This is a genomic window from Sphaerotilus sp. (assembly GCF_034519685.1).
Classification (GTDB): domain Bacteria; phylum Pseudomonadota; class Gammaproteobacteria; order Burkholderiales; family Burkholderiaceae_C; genus Sphaerotilus.
This window is the reverse complement of the sequence record NZ_JAXHOF010000003.1, coordinates 696,287-710,467: the sequence shown is the minus strand read 5'-3', so window position 1 is coordinate 710,467 and position 14,181 is coordinate 696,287. Positions and strand designations below refer to the sequence as shown.

The window sequence follows — 14,181 nt, the reverse complement described above, 5'->3', positions numbered from 1 at the left end:
GCGAGAGTGATGGGGTCCAAATGAAATCCAAACGAGATTAGGCGGCTTGCAAGGCTTCTTCGGCCTCGGTTGCCGCCGTGCCTGCCTCGTCCTTGTCCAGGTCGAGTTGCCTGAGCAGTCCACGTTGCCTGGCGATCAGATCACCAAGTCGCGCTTCGTGCTCGAACGGTCGTGCCAGTTCCATCTGGATGTCATCCAGGCGCTTGCGGCGTGTCAGCAGTTGAGCCTGCGCATCGGCATGCAGCTTGGCCACCGAGTTCAGCGTGGCCAACAAAGCGGCCACCAGCGCCGGTCCCGTTTGAAAGGGCTCTGCGTTGTACAGGCAATGCCCCGCCAAGTAGAAGCTTGGCATCTCTTCGCCGCGCGAAGCCAACAGGCCGAGCTCGAAGCCACCGAAGTGGCCCACGATCCGCTCGATCATTCGGCTGCCGGCACTGACCTCTTCCTTGGCGGCTTTGACGACACCGCGCAGCGCATCGCCGACGGCATCCGGTCCCACGATCTTGCGTCCGCCCAGTTCCAGGCAGATGCCCTGCAGGGTCTGTGCTTCGATCCGGGGCAAGTCCAGCGCATACGCCGCGACCTTCTTCTCCAGCGCCGCAATGCTCATCGGCAAACGACCCACCTCGCTCTCGTTGGCGTAGCGCTGGTTGCGCCACACGGAGAACAGGGTCGAGAGCTTGGCCACTTCGGCATCGACGCCGGCCTTCTCGATCACCAGTGGGTTGCCCGAGGCCAGCGCCTTCACTTCGGCATACGATAGCGCCGCCAGTTCGACGTCTTCCAGCGACCGGATGCCCTGGTCCCCGCTCATCACCTGGGCGATGAAGCGGGCCTTGGTCTCCAGCGTTTGCCAGCTGTAGGAATCGAAGCTCTGCTTCGTGACGTAACGGAAAATCTCCACGTCCTCTGACTCATTGCCCTGACGCAGGATGCGGCCTTCGCGTTGCTCGACATCGCAGGGCCGCCACGGCGCATCGAGGTGATGCAGTGCGACCAGCCGGGTCTGCACGTTGGTGCCGATGCCCATCCTCGCTGTCGATCCGAGCAACACACGGACCCGGCCTTCACGAACTGCCTTGAACAGCGAGGCCTTTTGAGCATCTGTCTCGGCGTCGTGCACGAATGCGACCTCCTTCTCGGGGACACCGGTGTCGATCAAGCGTTGCCGCAGGTCGTCGTAGACGCTGAAGGTCTTGCCACCCTTGGGTGACGACAGGTCGCAGAACACCATCTGCGCGCCGCGGAACTGCGCCGTCCGTTGCCAGATGGCCAGCACTTCGCGAACGCAGGCAGCGATTTTTCCTTGGCCGTCGAAGAACGCGGCGGGTGCGACCAGCCTGAAGTCCAGCGCAGCCTTGCGCCCATCGGTGGTCACCGCCAGCATGTTGTCGTCCTGCGGCTTCACACGACCCGCGCGGATCGCTTCGGCCCGGTGCACCAGCGTCTGCACGAAGGCCTTCAACGCGCTGCTGGACGGGCAGGTCACGATGCGTGGCTTGCCGCCGCGCAGCTTGGGCACCGGCAGGTTCAACATCTGCGCCGTGCGGATATCGGCGACCTCGCCGAACACGGCCATCAGCTCTGGCACGTTGATGAAACGTGCGAACCGTGTGTGCATGCGGTAGCCGCTGCCGTCCGGTGCGATCTCCAGCGCCGTGACGCTCTCGCCGAACGTTGCCGCCCAGGCGTCAAACTGCTGCAGCCCGAGTTCCTCCAGCCTTCTGGGCTGCAGGTAGCGCATCATCGTGTGGATCTCGGCCATGGTGTTGGCCACCGGCGTCGCCGTCGCGAACACCACCCCGCGCTGCGCATGCCCGTGAATCTGCATCGTGTAGCGCGTCTTCAGGAACAAGTCGAACGCGCGCTCCGAGCTCGTCATGGGCAGGCCTGCCACCCGCGTCATCTTGGTGAACCGGTAGAGGTTCTTGTGGAGATGCGCCTCGTCCACGAACAGCGCATCGATGCCGAGGAGTTCCCACGTCAGTTGCTCGTCCTTCTTCTTGTCGGCCAGCAGTTTCTCCAACCGCGTGGCCCAGTTCTTCTTCATCGTTTCGAGTTGCTTGATGATCCGGTTGGACCGGTCACCGTTCTTCTCGGCGCGAATCGCCATCGCGATCTCATGGATGATCTCCTTGATGAATCTCTCGGTGAATTGCGGCGACATCTTGATGCGCTCGAAGCTCGAGTGCGTGATGACCACCGCGTCCCAATCGCCCGTGGCAATGCGCGATACCAGCTCGCGCCGGCGATCGCCTTCCAGGTCCTCCTTGCTCGCCATCAGCACCGAGGCGTTCGGGTACAGCCGGACGAACTCCGCCGTGTAGGCCTCCAGCATGTGGTTCGGGACCACGTGGCATGGCTTGCTGACGAAACGCAGGCGACGCAGCTCCATGCTCGCGATCACGCACACGGCTGTCTTGCCGGCGCCGACCACGTGGAACAGGCCGGTGTTGCCCGACTGCACGATGCGCCACACGGCATCAAGTTGATGCCGGTGCAGTTCGTAGCAGCGCGAGAATCCCGGCAGCTTCAGGTGTGAGCCGTCGAAGCGGCGGGGCCGCGTCGCGTTGAACAGCGCGTTGTAGATGCCGCAAAGCCGTTCCCGGCGCTCGGTGTCTTCGAAGGCCCAGGTGGCAAAGCGCTCTTTGAGCAGGCCCAGCTTCTCGCGGGCCGCCAACGTCTCGTCGGGGTTGACGAAGTAGCGGTCGGTCTCCGGGTCACGGTCCCGCACCGTGGGCACCTGTACGTTGAGTGCGCACTGCACCAACTCGATTGCGTTCATCCGCGAGGTGCCGAATTCCTGGGTCACCTTCACGGTCTGGCGCGCGGCCCAATCGTTGTACTTCACGGACCAGGCGCCGGCCTCGGCCGAGTAGCTCACCTGGCTGTCCTTCAGTTCCAGCACCTGCTGGATGAAGGTCTCGACGTCGAGCGCCGGAATCCACACGGCGCCCAGGCGCGGCTCGATGGCCGCGGGCGGCAGGTCTTCTGGCTGGACCTGCTGCAGCGCGTTGGCGTTGCGCAGGTACCGGCTTCCTGACAGGGCCGCCTGCTTGAGCTTCGCCTTGACGTTGCCCGACAGGTACTCGTCGGCTGTCTTCCACTCGTCATCGGCCGGATCGGCAAAGATCTGGCCCGCCTCGGCGAGCGTGTCCAGCACGGCCGGTACGGGTGCAGCCAGCAGGCCCGCCATGTAGTCAGGATCGACACGACCGCGCCAATGCACGGATGCCGCGAGCGCTTCGGTCGGCTCGCTGGCGGTGCTGGGCTCGATCACCCGCGTCAGCGTGCGTCGAGTGAACAGTGCCGCCTTGCGTGCCGTGCCCGATTCGTCGTCGTAGTGCTCCAGCGACAACAGCAGCGGGTAGTCCGCATCGCGCCGGAACGCCAGCGCGTTGGACCGGGTCGACAGGCATCCGTACTTCGCGACGTAGCGGTCGTAGGTGCCGTTCAGCATCGCCCGCAGGTGACCCATACGGCTGTCGCCGCTATCTGCCAGTTGCGCGTCGAGCAGCGCACGGGCATGGTCGCGGACCGCGCACAGGCCGGTAACACGAGCTCGTTGAGTGGCGTTGAGCTGTTCATGGACATCGACCATCTCGCCGCCGTCGACGCGATGGACACGTCCCCGGTGAAGGCGGTAGCTGCCAGGTCGCACGCCGGGCTCGGCCGGAACGATCACCCGCTGTGAGGCGGCCTTCACCGCTGCGGGTTCGTAGACGTGTTCAGGCAGCATCGCGATGCGCTCACGCAACTCGACCTCGAGATTGCCTTCGAACACCAGCGTGGGCACTTCCTCGTAGCCGTTGCTTTGCAGGCGAACCTGGCCGATGCAGAACCGGGGGTTCTGTGCGTACCAGGCGTTGATCTGCAGGTAGCGCGCATGGCAATGCGGGTGCCGCAAACCATCGGGCACGGCGCCCAACTCCACCCATTCGTTCGCCACTTTCTCCGCGCGATGCCGCCTGCGCAGAAACAGGATGTCGGTTTGCACATCCGTCGCTGCGAGTCCGGAGAACGCACCTTGCGGCAGGCGAATGGCACCCAGCAGGTGGGCCTGCGAAGCGATGTACTCGCGCACCGCGTCGTACCGCGCATCCAGGGTGTGGGTGCTGGTGATCAGACACACCAGCCCACCGGGCCGCACCAGGTCGAGCGCGCGGCCGAAGAAGTAGTTGTGGATGCTGAAGCGGCCATAGGGCCGGTTGCTCGGATCGGCGACCTTGTACTTGCCGAAGGGCACGTTGCCGATCACCAGGTCGAACCATTGCTCGGGCAGTGCCACCTTCTCGAACGGCGCGATGCGCACGTCCACGCCGTGCGGCGCGTAGAGCGCCTCGAGCATCCGTCCGGAAACCCGGTCGATCTCGATGGACGTGACCGTGCTGCGCTCGGCGAGCCCGCGTGGCATCGCACCGACGAAGTGGCCGATGCCGGCGGCGGGTTCCAGGACGCGCCCGCCGGAGAAGCCGAAGCGCCCGACCGCCTGCCACATCGCCTCGATCAGATGGACCTCGGTGTAGTGGCTGTTGTTGACCGACGCACGTGCGGACTCGTGGTCCTCGGCTGACAGCAGCGCTTGCAGCTGCCGGGCACGTTCGACCCATGACGGGTCTTCGCCTTCGAGGTTGAAGCTTGCCGGCAGGCCGCCCCAGCCGCTGTAGCGCAGCAAGATGCGGCGTTCAGCATCCGTCGGGGCGCGATCCTCGGCTTCACATTGCCGCAGCAATGCGATGGCCGCGACGTTGGCCTCGAACTTGGTGGCGGCGCCGGTCAGGCCGAGCAGGTCGGCATGGGTCAGGCGGGGCCACGAGATTTGGGGTGCACCTGCGAGTGCATCGACCGGCCGATCTGCGGGACGCCAGGGCGTTCGCTGTGCTGGCACAGCAGTCGTACCGGTGTCGTCCTGCGACGCGTGTTGCGCCTCTTGCGGCGCAGTGACCTCGGCCGCCGCGTCGGCAGCGAACAGACACATCTGCTCGGCCTGCAGCTTGGGGAGTCCAGCGCGCTCCGGCATCGAGCCGCGATGCAACGTGGACGGGGCAATGGGATGAACCATCGGTGTGTGCTCCGTGGAAATGGGGAGCACGCACGTCCGCCGTCGGGGAGTGGGCTCCCCGGTTGGGATGGATGAAGTTGCTGGCGAGCGGGCCGGTGGACCGGTTGCGCGCCGAGGACGTCGATGCGGGTAACGACCGCTACGCCTGAATCATTCAGGGCCGCCCATGAGGGCGGGCAACGGCGCAATGGCCGAGATGCGGCGCCAGTCTGGCGCAGCGATTGGCTGCAGGTGGCGAAGCCCGATGAATCGCCGCACCCACGGTGCCGCCTCCGGGAGGCGTGGGTGCGGAAAGTTCACTTCCGGCCAGGAACCGCCTCGCACACGCGCTGGCTCGGTTGCGGTTGATTCTTACAGTTCGCAAGAAATCGTGAATGAGAACCACTTACGATTAGATCGCGATGGCCGAAAACGATGCGTGTGCCCGCAGCAGGTGTATCGGTCGACGCTGACGCCAGCGGTGAATGCGGTTGTTTTCGGTGGCCATTTTTGAGTGGCGCATCGCGCGCTGCGCGTCGAGGATGGGCGCAGCGCATCACAGGAGTCGGCAGAATCATGAACAGCGAATCGATCACGCGTTCGGTGGCGATGCTCCGTGCCGTGGTGGCGGGTCGGTCGTACTCGGACGTGGCCGCCGAGCACGGGCTGGCGAGGACGTCGGTCGAGCGTCGCGTCAAGACCTTGGCGGTGCGGCTGCATCAGGAGTTGAATCTGCCGGGCGTGGGCGACGATGGTGTCGTTCACGTGCGGCGGTTGCGCCTGTGGCACGCGGAAGTCGAGGCGGTGTTGGCACGGTTCGAGCCGTCGCGGCCGGCGCCGAGGCCCAGTCCGCCGGTGCTGTCCGACGCGGACGTGCGCCTGGCGTTGCAGCGTGCACGCCTGCGCAGCCCGATGCCCACGCGCGACGTGGCGCTGGTGGCCTTGCTCTTCGCTACCGGCGTGCGGCCGCTGGAACTGGCGCGCATGACCGTCGGCGACTACCTGCGCGCGGATGGCAGTGTGCGCGCCATATCGCTGTTGCGGGCCGAGGTATCGGTGAACCGCAAGAATCGGCCGTTGTACTTCGTGAGCCCCGGTCTGCATCGGGCCCTGGATGCCTACCTGGAGGAGCGGCGGCGGGTCACCGGTTCCATCGGCACGAGGAACGCGACCTACTTGGGTTTCGATCCCGAGGAACGTCTGCTGCTGAACGACCAGTGGCAGCCCTACAACGTGGATCAGTTCATGGGGGCACGTGGGAAGACACGGTACCTGTGCCGGGCCATGCTCGTGACGTGCCGAAAGGTGTTCGGCCGCATCGCGATGCCCGGGGTGTCGGCGCTCACCGTGCGCCGCACGGTGGCGGCACGCCTGGCGGAGCGCGGCGCCGACGAGAAGCAGATCGGCGAGATCCTGGGGATCTACGAGCGCAAGGCCGTCCGAGGCCTGCTACCGCAATCTTCCCGCAAGCCCGAGGACTTGATGAGCGGGCTGGTCTAAGGTCCGGCATCAACTGCCGATGGACCGCGGGAACGCTGGCATCGCTTCGCCCGTGTGCCACACCCATGCCGATGGCCCGAGCACCTCGAGGACTCGCGCCTTGGCCGCCTTGTCCTTCGGCTCCACGAAGTCACTGGACACGTGCAGCGCCACGGGTTCGTTGCCAGCGTCCAGCAGCAGCGCGTTCGGAAACTGCGCGGCCGACCTCGCGTCGTAACGCAGGGGCTTGAGGAAGCGGCGTTGTTGCGCGATCAAGGCGTCGATGAGGGCGAGTTCGTGAACACCCTCCAGAGGGACCCACTGCGGGTGGACCAGCATCAGGCTGAGCGAATCGATCTGGTAGGTGAATTCCCGTCGCGCGAAGATCAGTGCGCTCAGTACCACTCTGGGCGGAACTGAAGCGTCGGCGTGGCGCGCTTCCAGCGCCGGGCCGTACATGCGTTCGGCTCGCTGCCAGGCCTGGGCGGGCATCAAGAAGGGGACATCCGGCATGTGTTTCACCCACAGCCGCTGCCCCTGGTGCGTCGTTTCGCTGGCCTTCAATTCGCCGATGAGGAGTGCCATCGCGAATCGACGCTCGCTCCGGTTCTCGAGCAGGAAGGCCAGCCTGCGGCGGCGGCGCTCGGCAGCTGCGGCGTGCGTGGATTGATGGAAAGGCTCGGGAACGTAGAGACGGTCAACGAGCCGCATGCCCTTGAGGCGGATCTCGGCAGCAGCCTCGCCGAGGTACTTGTGGATCACGCCCTGTCCACGCTTGCCGGCCATCGCGGGTGTCCAGCGGTTGAAACCTGCTCGCTCGAAGAGGTAGTGGGTGAGGGCGCGCAGCGACATGCGCTTGGGCTGAACGCGCACCTCGCCGGGTGGATGAGGCTCCCCCCTGGCGACAGCGCGTCCGGGTGAGCGCTCCAGCGCGAAGTCCACGTGAAGTTCGACGGCATCCGGCGCGTGCTCGATCACGGCCTGGCCCAGCAACTCGCCGAGGCCCGATTGCTGTGCCTGCAGCGCGAACGAGGGGCACGCGGGATGGTGGAGATGCCCGGTCTCCGGCATCCGCTTGACGATGAACGCGCGGTGCCTGGCGATGTACATCTCCACGCCATCGGGCACGCAGAGGCAGCGCGGACGCCGTGATGCCTCGTACGCCGCGGCCAGCGCAGCTTGCAGGCGAAGGTCGGACTCGGCGTAGCTCTGTCCGTCGATCAGGAAGTGCTGATGTTCCACGGCGTTGACCAGTCGACCGGCGGGCGAGAATGCCTTGGCGGGACGCCACCGATGGTCGGCTCGGTGCTCGCGTTCGCGCGATGGAGAAGTCGCCGTCAGACGCGGCGATTTCGACCTCGGTGACGGGCCATCAGCGTCGGGCGGCAGCGGCTTCGACCTTGGCCACCAGATCGGCGCCTGTCAGACCCAGGGCCTTGGCAATGCGCAGCAGCAAGGCCAGAGAGGGCTGGCGTTCGCCGCGTTCGAGCTTGCCGTAGTAGGAGCGGTCGACGTTGGCGAGCAGCGCGAACTGGTCCTGGGCGATCTGGCGCTGCACGCGCTCACCGCGGATCACGTCGGCGAAGGCGCGCGCGACCGCGGGGTCGAAGGATGTCGCTCTCCGGGTGCCGCTGGCACGTAGTGGGTTGTAAGTCTTGTCGCTCGGCACCGACCGAGGGTGCCGGCTGTGCTACCTTCGAGGCCACGGCATATAAGCCGTCGATCGGTATCGAGTGGGCGCTGCGCGCACTGGCGGCTCCGCAGGCAATGCGCAAGCAAAACCGGTCGAATCACCGATTGATCGGCCACACGTCTTCGGTCAGGCTCCCGCTCCAGTTGACACGGGGGCCGAACGGGCAGGCACTGCAATTGCTCCGACCGAGCGGCGCACGGGACGGTTTCGGCGGCCCGCCAGCTGAACATCGCGATCACCACGTCCATGCACGGCAGACGACTGAACGAACTCGGGCTCAAGGCCACACGACCTCGCCTGCGCGTGCTGGAGGCCTTGCTTTCCAGCCGGAAGCGGCACCTCTCGGCCGAGGATATCCATCGCCGCGTGGTCGACGCTGGTTCCCGGGTTGGACTCGCTTCGATCTATCGGATCCTGGCGCAACTCGAAGCCGCGGGGGCCCTGCGCAAGCACGTCTTCGAGGCAGGGGTGTCGGTCTTCGAGCTCGACGGCGGCGACTGCCATGACCACCTGGTCTGCGTGAGCTGCGGCCGGGTGGACGACTTCCAGGACCGCGCCATCCGGCTGCGCCGGCAGAAGATCGCTGACGAGCACGGCTTCGACGTGAGCGACGAGCCGTTGATGCTGCGTGGGCTCTGCGCAGGCTGCGCCAGGAAGCGCCGAACGCCTGCTGCGCAACGCGCAGGGACGCCAGCGGCACCGCGTCGCTCGGCTTGACCCTGAGGCGCGCGTCGTTGGGGCGAACTGTGCTCCGACGCCGCACTTCGTGGCGCTATGACGCGCCCCCGCCATCGCCCATCTGCGACTGCAGCCAGTTCTGCTCGCCGACCTTGGCGACCAGTTCGATCTGCGTTTCGAGGTGGTCGATGTGGCCCTCGGTGTCGTCCAGGATGTCCTGCAGCACGTCGCGCGACACATAGTCGCGCACCGACTCGCAGTGGGCGATGGCGTCCTTGAGCACCGCGTGGGCGCCGAGTTCCGCCTTGAGGTCGCAGTGCAGCACTTCCACCGCGGTCTCGCCGATCAGCAGCTTGCCCAGGTCCTGCAGGTTGGGCAGGCCTTCGAGCATCAGGATGCGGTCCATCAACTTGTCGGCATGCTTCATCTCTTCGATGGACTCCTGGTACTCGTGCTTCGCGAGTCTGGCGAAACCCCAGTTCTTCAGCATGCGGTAGTGCAGAAAGTACTGGTTGATCGCGGTGAGTTCGTTCCTGAGCTGGAGGTTGAGGTACTCCAGAACCTTGGCATCGCCTTGCATGGCTTGATCCTTGTTGTTTGCGTGTGCTCATTGTGCGAGCCTGCGCTGAAAACCCGCATACCCGAGTACGCAGCGTCGGTGCTCGAATCGCGACGCGTTTCCATTCGCACTGGCGTTAACCAACCTGGCTAGCCTGCGGTTTGCGGTGCCACAATGGCACCGACCGCCTCTAGCCCTTCGCCAGTGAGGTGGACGTCCAGGGCAAATCGTTGCCGCCTACCGATTCATGTCGAACACAAAGACCCGCAAGCCTCCCGCCATTGACGAGGAAGCCAGCCTGCACAGCGCCGGGCTGAAGGTCACGCTGCCGCGCCTGAAGGTGCTGGAAGTGTTCCGCTCCAGCAAGACGCGCCACCTGAGCGCCGACGACGTGTTTCGCAACCTGATGCAGCAGGACGGCGACATCGGCATGGCCACGATCTACCGCGTGTTGTCGCAGCTGGAGCAAGCGGGCCTGATCGAGCGCAGCGCCTTCAGCGAAGACCGCGCGGTGTACGAGCTGAACGAGGGCTCGCACCACGATCACCTGGTGTGCATCAACTGCGGCCGGGTCGACGAGTTCACCGACACCACCATCGAGGCCCGCCAGCAGGCAGTGGCCAACCAGCACGGCTATGTGCTGACGGACCACCGGCTGGCGCTGTACGGGCTGTGCCCCAAGTGTGGGGCGGGCAAGGCGAAGGGGCGGTGAATCGCGCCGTTCACCAGCGATAAGTGGCGGTTGCGGTCAGCCTGCGCGGCTCCCCGTATGAACAACTGGTGCCGCTGCCGTCGCAGGTGGCGACGTAGGTCTTGTCGCCGAGGTTGCGCGCGTTCAGCGCCAGCACCCACGTCCCCGTGTCGTAGCGGATCGATGCGTCCACCAAGGTGTAGGCCGGAATGCTGGCGGGCGCCGCTTCCTGGCTACCGCGAGTCGAACTGGTGTGGCGAGCGCCGATTCCCAGCGTCAGGCTGGTACCTAAGCGATAGTCGGTCCACAGCGCGAGTTGGTGCCTGGCGACAACGTTCAACTGTTTGCCGACTTCCAGTGGGTTGTTGCTGGCGGCTACGTCCGCCTTGGGCGTCCAGGTGTAGGCGGCCGTCAGGTTCATCCGCGTTGTGGGCTGTAGCAGGGCTTCCAGTTCGACGCCGCGCACCTGAACTTCGCCCGTTTGTCGGGGTGAAAAGGCCGCGTCGTAGCTCACGTAATTCTGCCGCCGCACGTCGAAGATGGCTGCGCTGTAGCTGTCTCGTCTGCCGGGCGGCTGGTAGCGCAGGCCGGCTTCCACTTGCTTGCCCGCCTCGGGTTTGAAGGGACGCCCGGTGCCCGGATCCACAGTGGTCGTCGGAGCGAACGACTCCGAGTAGCTCACGTAGGGTGCCCAGCCTTCCGGGGCCAGGTAGACCAGGCCTGCCCGGCTGGTGAACTTGCGGTCGGATTGCCGCGAATCCGAGTTCGACAGGCGGTCGTTCGTCTCGACCGTGGCGCTGTCGTGGCGGCCACCGAGTGTGGCCACCCAGCGGTCGCCGAACTTGATCTGGTCCTGCACGTAGACGCCGGTTTGCGACAGCGTGGTGGCCGAGTCCAGGAACGGCGATGGCGCCACTGTGACCGCGCTGCCATAGGTGGGCGCGTAGAGATCGATCGGCGCGGCGCTTCCCCCATAGTGCGCGACAACGTCAAAACGCGTGCGCTGCAGGTCCAGCCCGAACAGCAGGGTGTGCTTCCAGTCACCTTGCGTCAGCTTCAGTTGCGCCTGGTTGTCGACGACGAGCGACCTGGCGTTCTCTCGGCTCGAAAATGGCGTGCGATCCATCAGGCGGAAGTTCGCCGGATCGTCTGGGGCACCCGCATTCACCGTCGCGAACTGCCCGTTGTAGAAGGTCTTGTAGTCGGTGTCGAAGCGGCCATAGCGTGCGTTCTGCCGCAGCGCCAGCGTGTCGTCGATGTGGTGTTCGAACAGATACCCGAGCATCCACTGGTCCTGGTTGTAGCGATTGAAGTCGCGCTCACCGATGAAGGTCCCGACCGGGATCTTTCCGTTGGGGTTGGGCAGCAAGGTGCCGGCCGCGGGGTAGGAGTTCCACACCGAGCCTGTGCGCATGCGCAGGAACTCCGACAGCAGCGTCAGCGAGGTGGCGCTCGATGGCCTCCACGTCAGCGACGGTGCGATGAACAGCCGATCATTCTGCAGCCCACCGCTGGACAATTCGGCATCGAGCAGCAAGCCGGTGACGCGGTACTGCAGCGTGCCAGGCTCGTTCAACGGGCCCGAGAAGTCACCTGCGAACTGGCGCCGGGCATGGTCGCCGATCTGCACTTGCAGTTCGTGAATGGGCTCCGCTGTAGGCCGCTTGCTGACGACGTTGACCATGCCGCCAGGACCGTTTTGACCGTACAGCACCGACGCAGGGCCGCGCAAGACTTCCAGGCGTTCCATGCCGTAGTTCTCCGTCTGCCACACGCCCCAGCTTCCGGTGTTGCGGAGCTGAAGCCCGTCCCTGTAGAACCCGGGCGAGTAGGCATCAAATCCGCGCAGGTAGATCCAGTCGTATTGCGACTCGTCCCCCCAGGGCGAAGCATTCACGCCGGGGGTGTAGGCCAGGGCTTCTTTCAGACGGGTTGCGCCGATGGCCTCGATCCGGTCGGCCGTCACCACGGAGATCGACTGTGGTGTCTCTATCAAGGGCGTGTCGGTCTTGGTGCCCGTCGCGCTTCGCTTCGCAACATAACCTTGCACCGGCCCGGTGGCCGTCTCGCGCACCGCGTCGGCCTTGACCCGGACCACCGGCAAGGTCGTCTCGGCCTCGGCGGCCGCGCCGGCCGGAGCGGCATCGATGGCCCAGGTGCTGCCCAGCTGGCGCGCGCGCAGACCGGTGCCGCGCAGCAGTTCTTGCAGCGCGGTCGCGGTGTCCCTTGCGCCCGTGACGGTGCGGCTCTGCTTGCCTTGGGTGACCTCCGGTGCGTAGACGAGCTGCAGGGCGGACTGGCGCGCGAACTCGGCCAGCGCCGGCGCCAGGGGCTGCGCGGGGATGTTGAACGTTGCCGCGGCGGACGGCACCGCCGAGGGCGTCTGCGCCGAAGCCGAGGGCGGCGCCAGGCCGACCAAGGCCGTGCCGAGCGCGGCCAACGCCGCGGCTGCTGTGCAGCGCAGCCGGGCTCGCGCGGGGCCGTGCTGCTGGGCCGTGGGTTTGAGGCAGGGGCGGTGCTGGAGCGCTGCGGGAGTGAGGTTCATCGAGTTGCTTTCGTTGGCTGAGGAAAGAACGCGGCGTGGTGCCGCACCTTTCCAAGACGAAGCAGTGCGAAAGTTCCTGAATCGGCGCGGACCTTGCGGCGACCTCGGCGGCACCCGCCTACCGCCCCGCGATGTGCCAGCCCTCGGCGCTTTGCGACACCCGCACCGGCAGCACCGCCGGCAGGGCCGCGAGCCAGTCTTGCGCCTGGCTGATGCGCACCTGGCCGCTGACGGGCAGGGTCGCGACTTCGGGCGCCACCGTCACCGCGCCGCTGCCGTAGCGCGCCAGGCGCTGCACCGCGTCGCTCAGGGGCGTGGCGTCGAACCACAGCGCGCCGTTGCGCCAAGGCGCCACGGCACCGGCGGCGACATGGGGCAGCGCTGCGTAGCTTGCCGCCCCGCCTGCGGCAGCAGAACTCACGACGCGCAGCGCTTGCCCGGCGCCCAGCAGCACAGGCTCGGCCGCCCGCCCATCGTGGCCGGCGAGGGCCTGAACCTGAACCCGCCCGCTTTCGACCTGCACGTCCACCCTGTCGTTGGCGATCTCCACACCAAAACGCGTGCCCGGCACGGTGATGCGCGCGTTGCCCGCGTCGACGACGAAAGGCCGGTCGGCATCGCGCGCCACGTCGAAGAAGGCGGCGCCGGCGCGCAACGCCACGCTGCGGCGGGCGGCGTAGTAGGTGAGCTCTGCGGCGCTCAGGGCGTCCAGCGACAGCACCGAACCGTCGGGCAGCGGCTGGCGCAGCGTCTGGCCGCGCCGTGTGGCCAAGGCCAGTTGCCACTGCGGGACCTCGCTGCGCCACAACTGCCACGCCAGGCCGCCGCTGCCGCAGAAGCCGGCCACCCCCAGCAGCGCGGCCAGCGAGCGGCGGCGGCCCTTGCGTGCCGCGACCTGGCCATCGGCCATGGTGGCGCCACGCCAGTGCTCCATGGCCACCTGCACGCAGTCCATCGCCAGCATCACGTCGCGCTCGATCATGTTGCGCGACAGGCCGTGGCGCTCGGCCAATTCGGCTTGCCCCACACCCATCAGGCGGTGCTGCAGGAACACGTCACGCGCTCGTGCAGGCAGTTCCTGCAGGGCTGCTTCGACGGTCTGCACCGCCTGCCGGTACATCACGCTGTCGGCCACGTCGGGCGCCACCTTGTCGAGCCCCGAGGCTTCGCCACGCTGAAGCCGGTTGCGGCGCAGATGGTCCAGCGCCAAATGGTGCGCCACCGTGAACAGATAGGCGCGTGTGTTGCCCGGGGCGGTGGCACCAGGGGCGCGTTCGTGCTCGGCCAGCCGCAGCCAGGTGTCGTGCGCCAGGTCGCGCGCTTCGTCGTCGTTGCCGGTGCGCCGGGCGATGAAGCGCACCAACTCGCGGTACAGCGCCGGGAAGTGTGCCGTCAGCAGGCCGCTGCCAGCGTCCGCGGCGGCGGTGGTGGGTGCGGGCAAGGTAGGGGCTGCGCTGGGAGGCATGGGCGTGGACGCGGGCAGGGTGGGGTGGGG

9 protein-coding genes are annotated in these 14,181 nt (G+C 66.6%); 3 read left to right on the top strand and 6 right to left on the bottom strand.

From position 1 onward, the window contains the following. Window positions 1-37: 37 nt before the first annotated feature. A complete protein-coding gene (locus U5O44_RS06830) occupies window positions 38-5,062 on the bottom strand; it encodes an Eco57I restriction-modification methylase domain-containing protein (RefSeq protein ID WP_322587707.1) in 5,025 nt (1,674 codons plus the stop codon). A gap of 555 nt (window positions 5,063-5,617) precedes the next feature. Here U5O44_RS06830 and U5O44_RS06825 point away from each other — a divergent pair. Then, a complete protein-coding gene (locus U5O44_RS06825) occupies window positions 5,618-6,541 on the top strand; it encodes a site-specific integrase (RefSeq protein ID WP_322587706.1) in 924 nt (307 codons plus the stop codon). Window positions 6,542-6,550: 9 nt separating this feature from the next. Here the strand turns inward: U5O44_RS06825 and U5O44_RS06820 are convergent, their stop codons facing one another. Beyond that, complete coding sequence (locus U5O44_RS06820) at window positions 6,551-7,762, bottom strand: DUF1173 family protein (RefSeq protein ID WP_322587705.1); 1,212 nt, start codon at window positions 7,760-7,762, stop codon at window positions 6,551-6,553. A 130-nt stretch (window positions 7,763-7,892) separates the two neighbouring features. Then, window positions 7,893-8,096, bottom strand: coding sequence for a helix-turn-helix domain-containing protein (locus tag U5O44_RS06815; protein WP_322587704.1), 204 nt, complete (start codon window positions 8,094-8,096; stop codon window positions 7,893-7,895). A gap of 363 nt (window positions 8,097-8,459) precedes the next feature. Between U5O44_RS06815 and U5O44_RS06810 the strand changes: the two genes are divergently transcribed. Continuing rightward, window positions 8,460-8,930, top strand: a complete 471-nt coding sequence (locus tag U5O44_RS06810) for a Fur family transcriptional regulator (protein ID WP_322587703.1) — start codon at window positions 8,460-8,462, stop codon at window positions 8,928-8,930. A 55-nt stretch (window positions 8,931-8,985) separates the two neighbouring features. Here the strand turns inward: U5O44_RS06810 and bfr are convergent, their stop codons facing one another. Continuing rightward, window positions 8,986-9,471 carry a bacterioferritin gene (gene bfr / locus U5O44_RS06805; RefSeq protein ID WP_322587702.1) on the bottom strand — a complete coding sequence of 162 codons (486 nt, stop codon included), beginning with the start codon at window positions 9,469-9,471 and terminating at the stop codon, window positions 8,986-8,988. Window positions 9,472-9,730: 259 nt separating this feature from the next. Here bfr and fur point away from each other — a divergent pair, with 259 nt between their 5' ends. After that, complete coding sequence (fur, locus tag U5O44_RS06800; RefSeq protein ID WP_416222158.1) at window positions 9,731-10,162, top strand: ferric iron uptake transcriptional regulator; 432 nt, start codon at window positions 9,731-9,733, stop codon at window positions 10,160-10,162. Between the two features lie 10 nt (window positions 10,163-10,172). Here fur and U5O44_RS06795 read toward each other — a convergent pair whose 3' ends face one another. Together U5O44_RS06795 and U5O44_RS06790 are read right to left on the bottom strand one after the other, a co-directional pair. Next, window positions 10,173-12,686 (bottom strand): TonB-dependent siderophore receptor, encoded by a 2,514-nt coding sequence (locus U5O44_RS06795; protein WP_322587700.1) that lies wholly within the window; start codon window positions 12,684-12,686, stop codon window positions 10,173-10,175. Window positions 12,687-12,804: 118 nt separating this feature from the next. Beyond that, a complete protein-coding gene (locus tag U5O44_RS06790; protein ID WP_322587699.1) occupies window positions 12,805-14,127 on the bottom strand; it encodes a sigma-70 family RNA polymerase sigma factor in 1,323 nt (440 codons plus the stop codon). Window positions 14,128-14,181 lie beyond the last annotated feature (54 nt).

What these genes read in the sequence shown, in the direction of transcription:
- U5O44_RS06825 (WP_322587706.1), top strand. Translation starts at nt 5,618, where the DNA reads ATGAACAGCGAATCGATCACGCGTTCGGTGGCGATGCTCCGTGCCGTG.
- bfr (WP_322587702.1), bottom strand. Translation starts at nt 9,471, where the DNA reads ATGCAAGGCGATGCCAAGGTTCTGGAGTACCTCAACCTCCAGCTCAGG.
- U5O44_RS06810 (WP_322587703.1), top strand. Translation starts at nt 8,460, where the DNA reads ATGCACGGCAGACGACTGAACGAACTCGGGCTCAAGGCCACACGACCT.
- U5O44_RS06795 (WP_322587700.1), bottom strand. Translation starts at nt 12,686, where the DNA reads ATGAACCTCACTCCCGCAGCGCTCCAGCACCGCCCCTGCCTCAAACCC.
- U5O44_RS06830 (WP_322587707.1), bottom strand. Translation starts at nt 5,062, where the DNA reads ATGGTTCATCCCATTGCCCCGTCCACGTTGCATCGCGGCTCGATGCCG.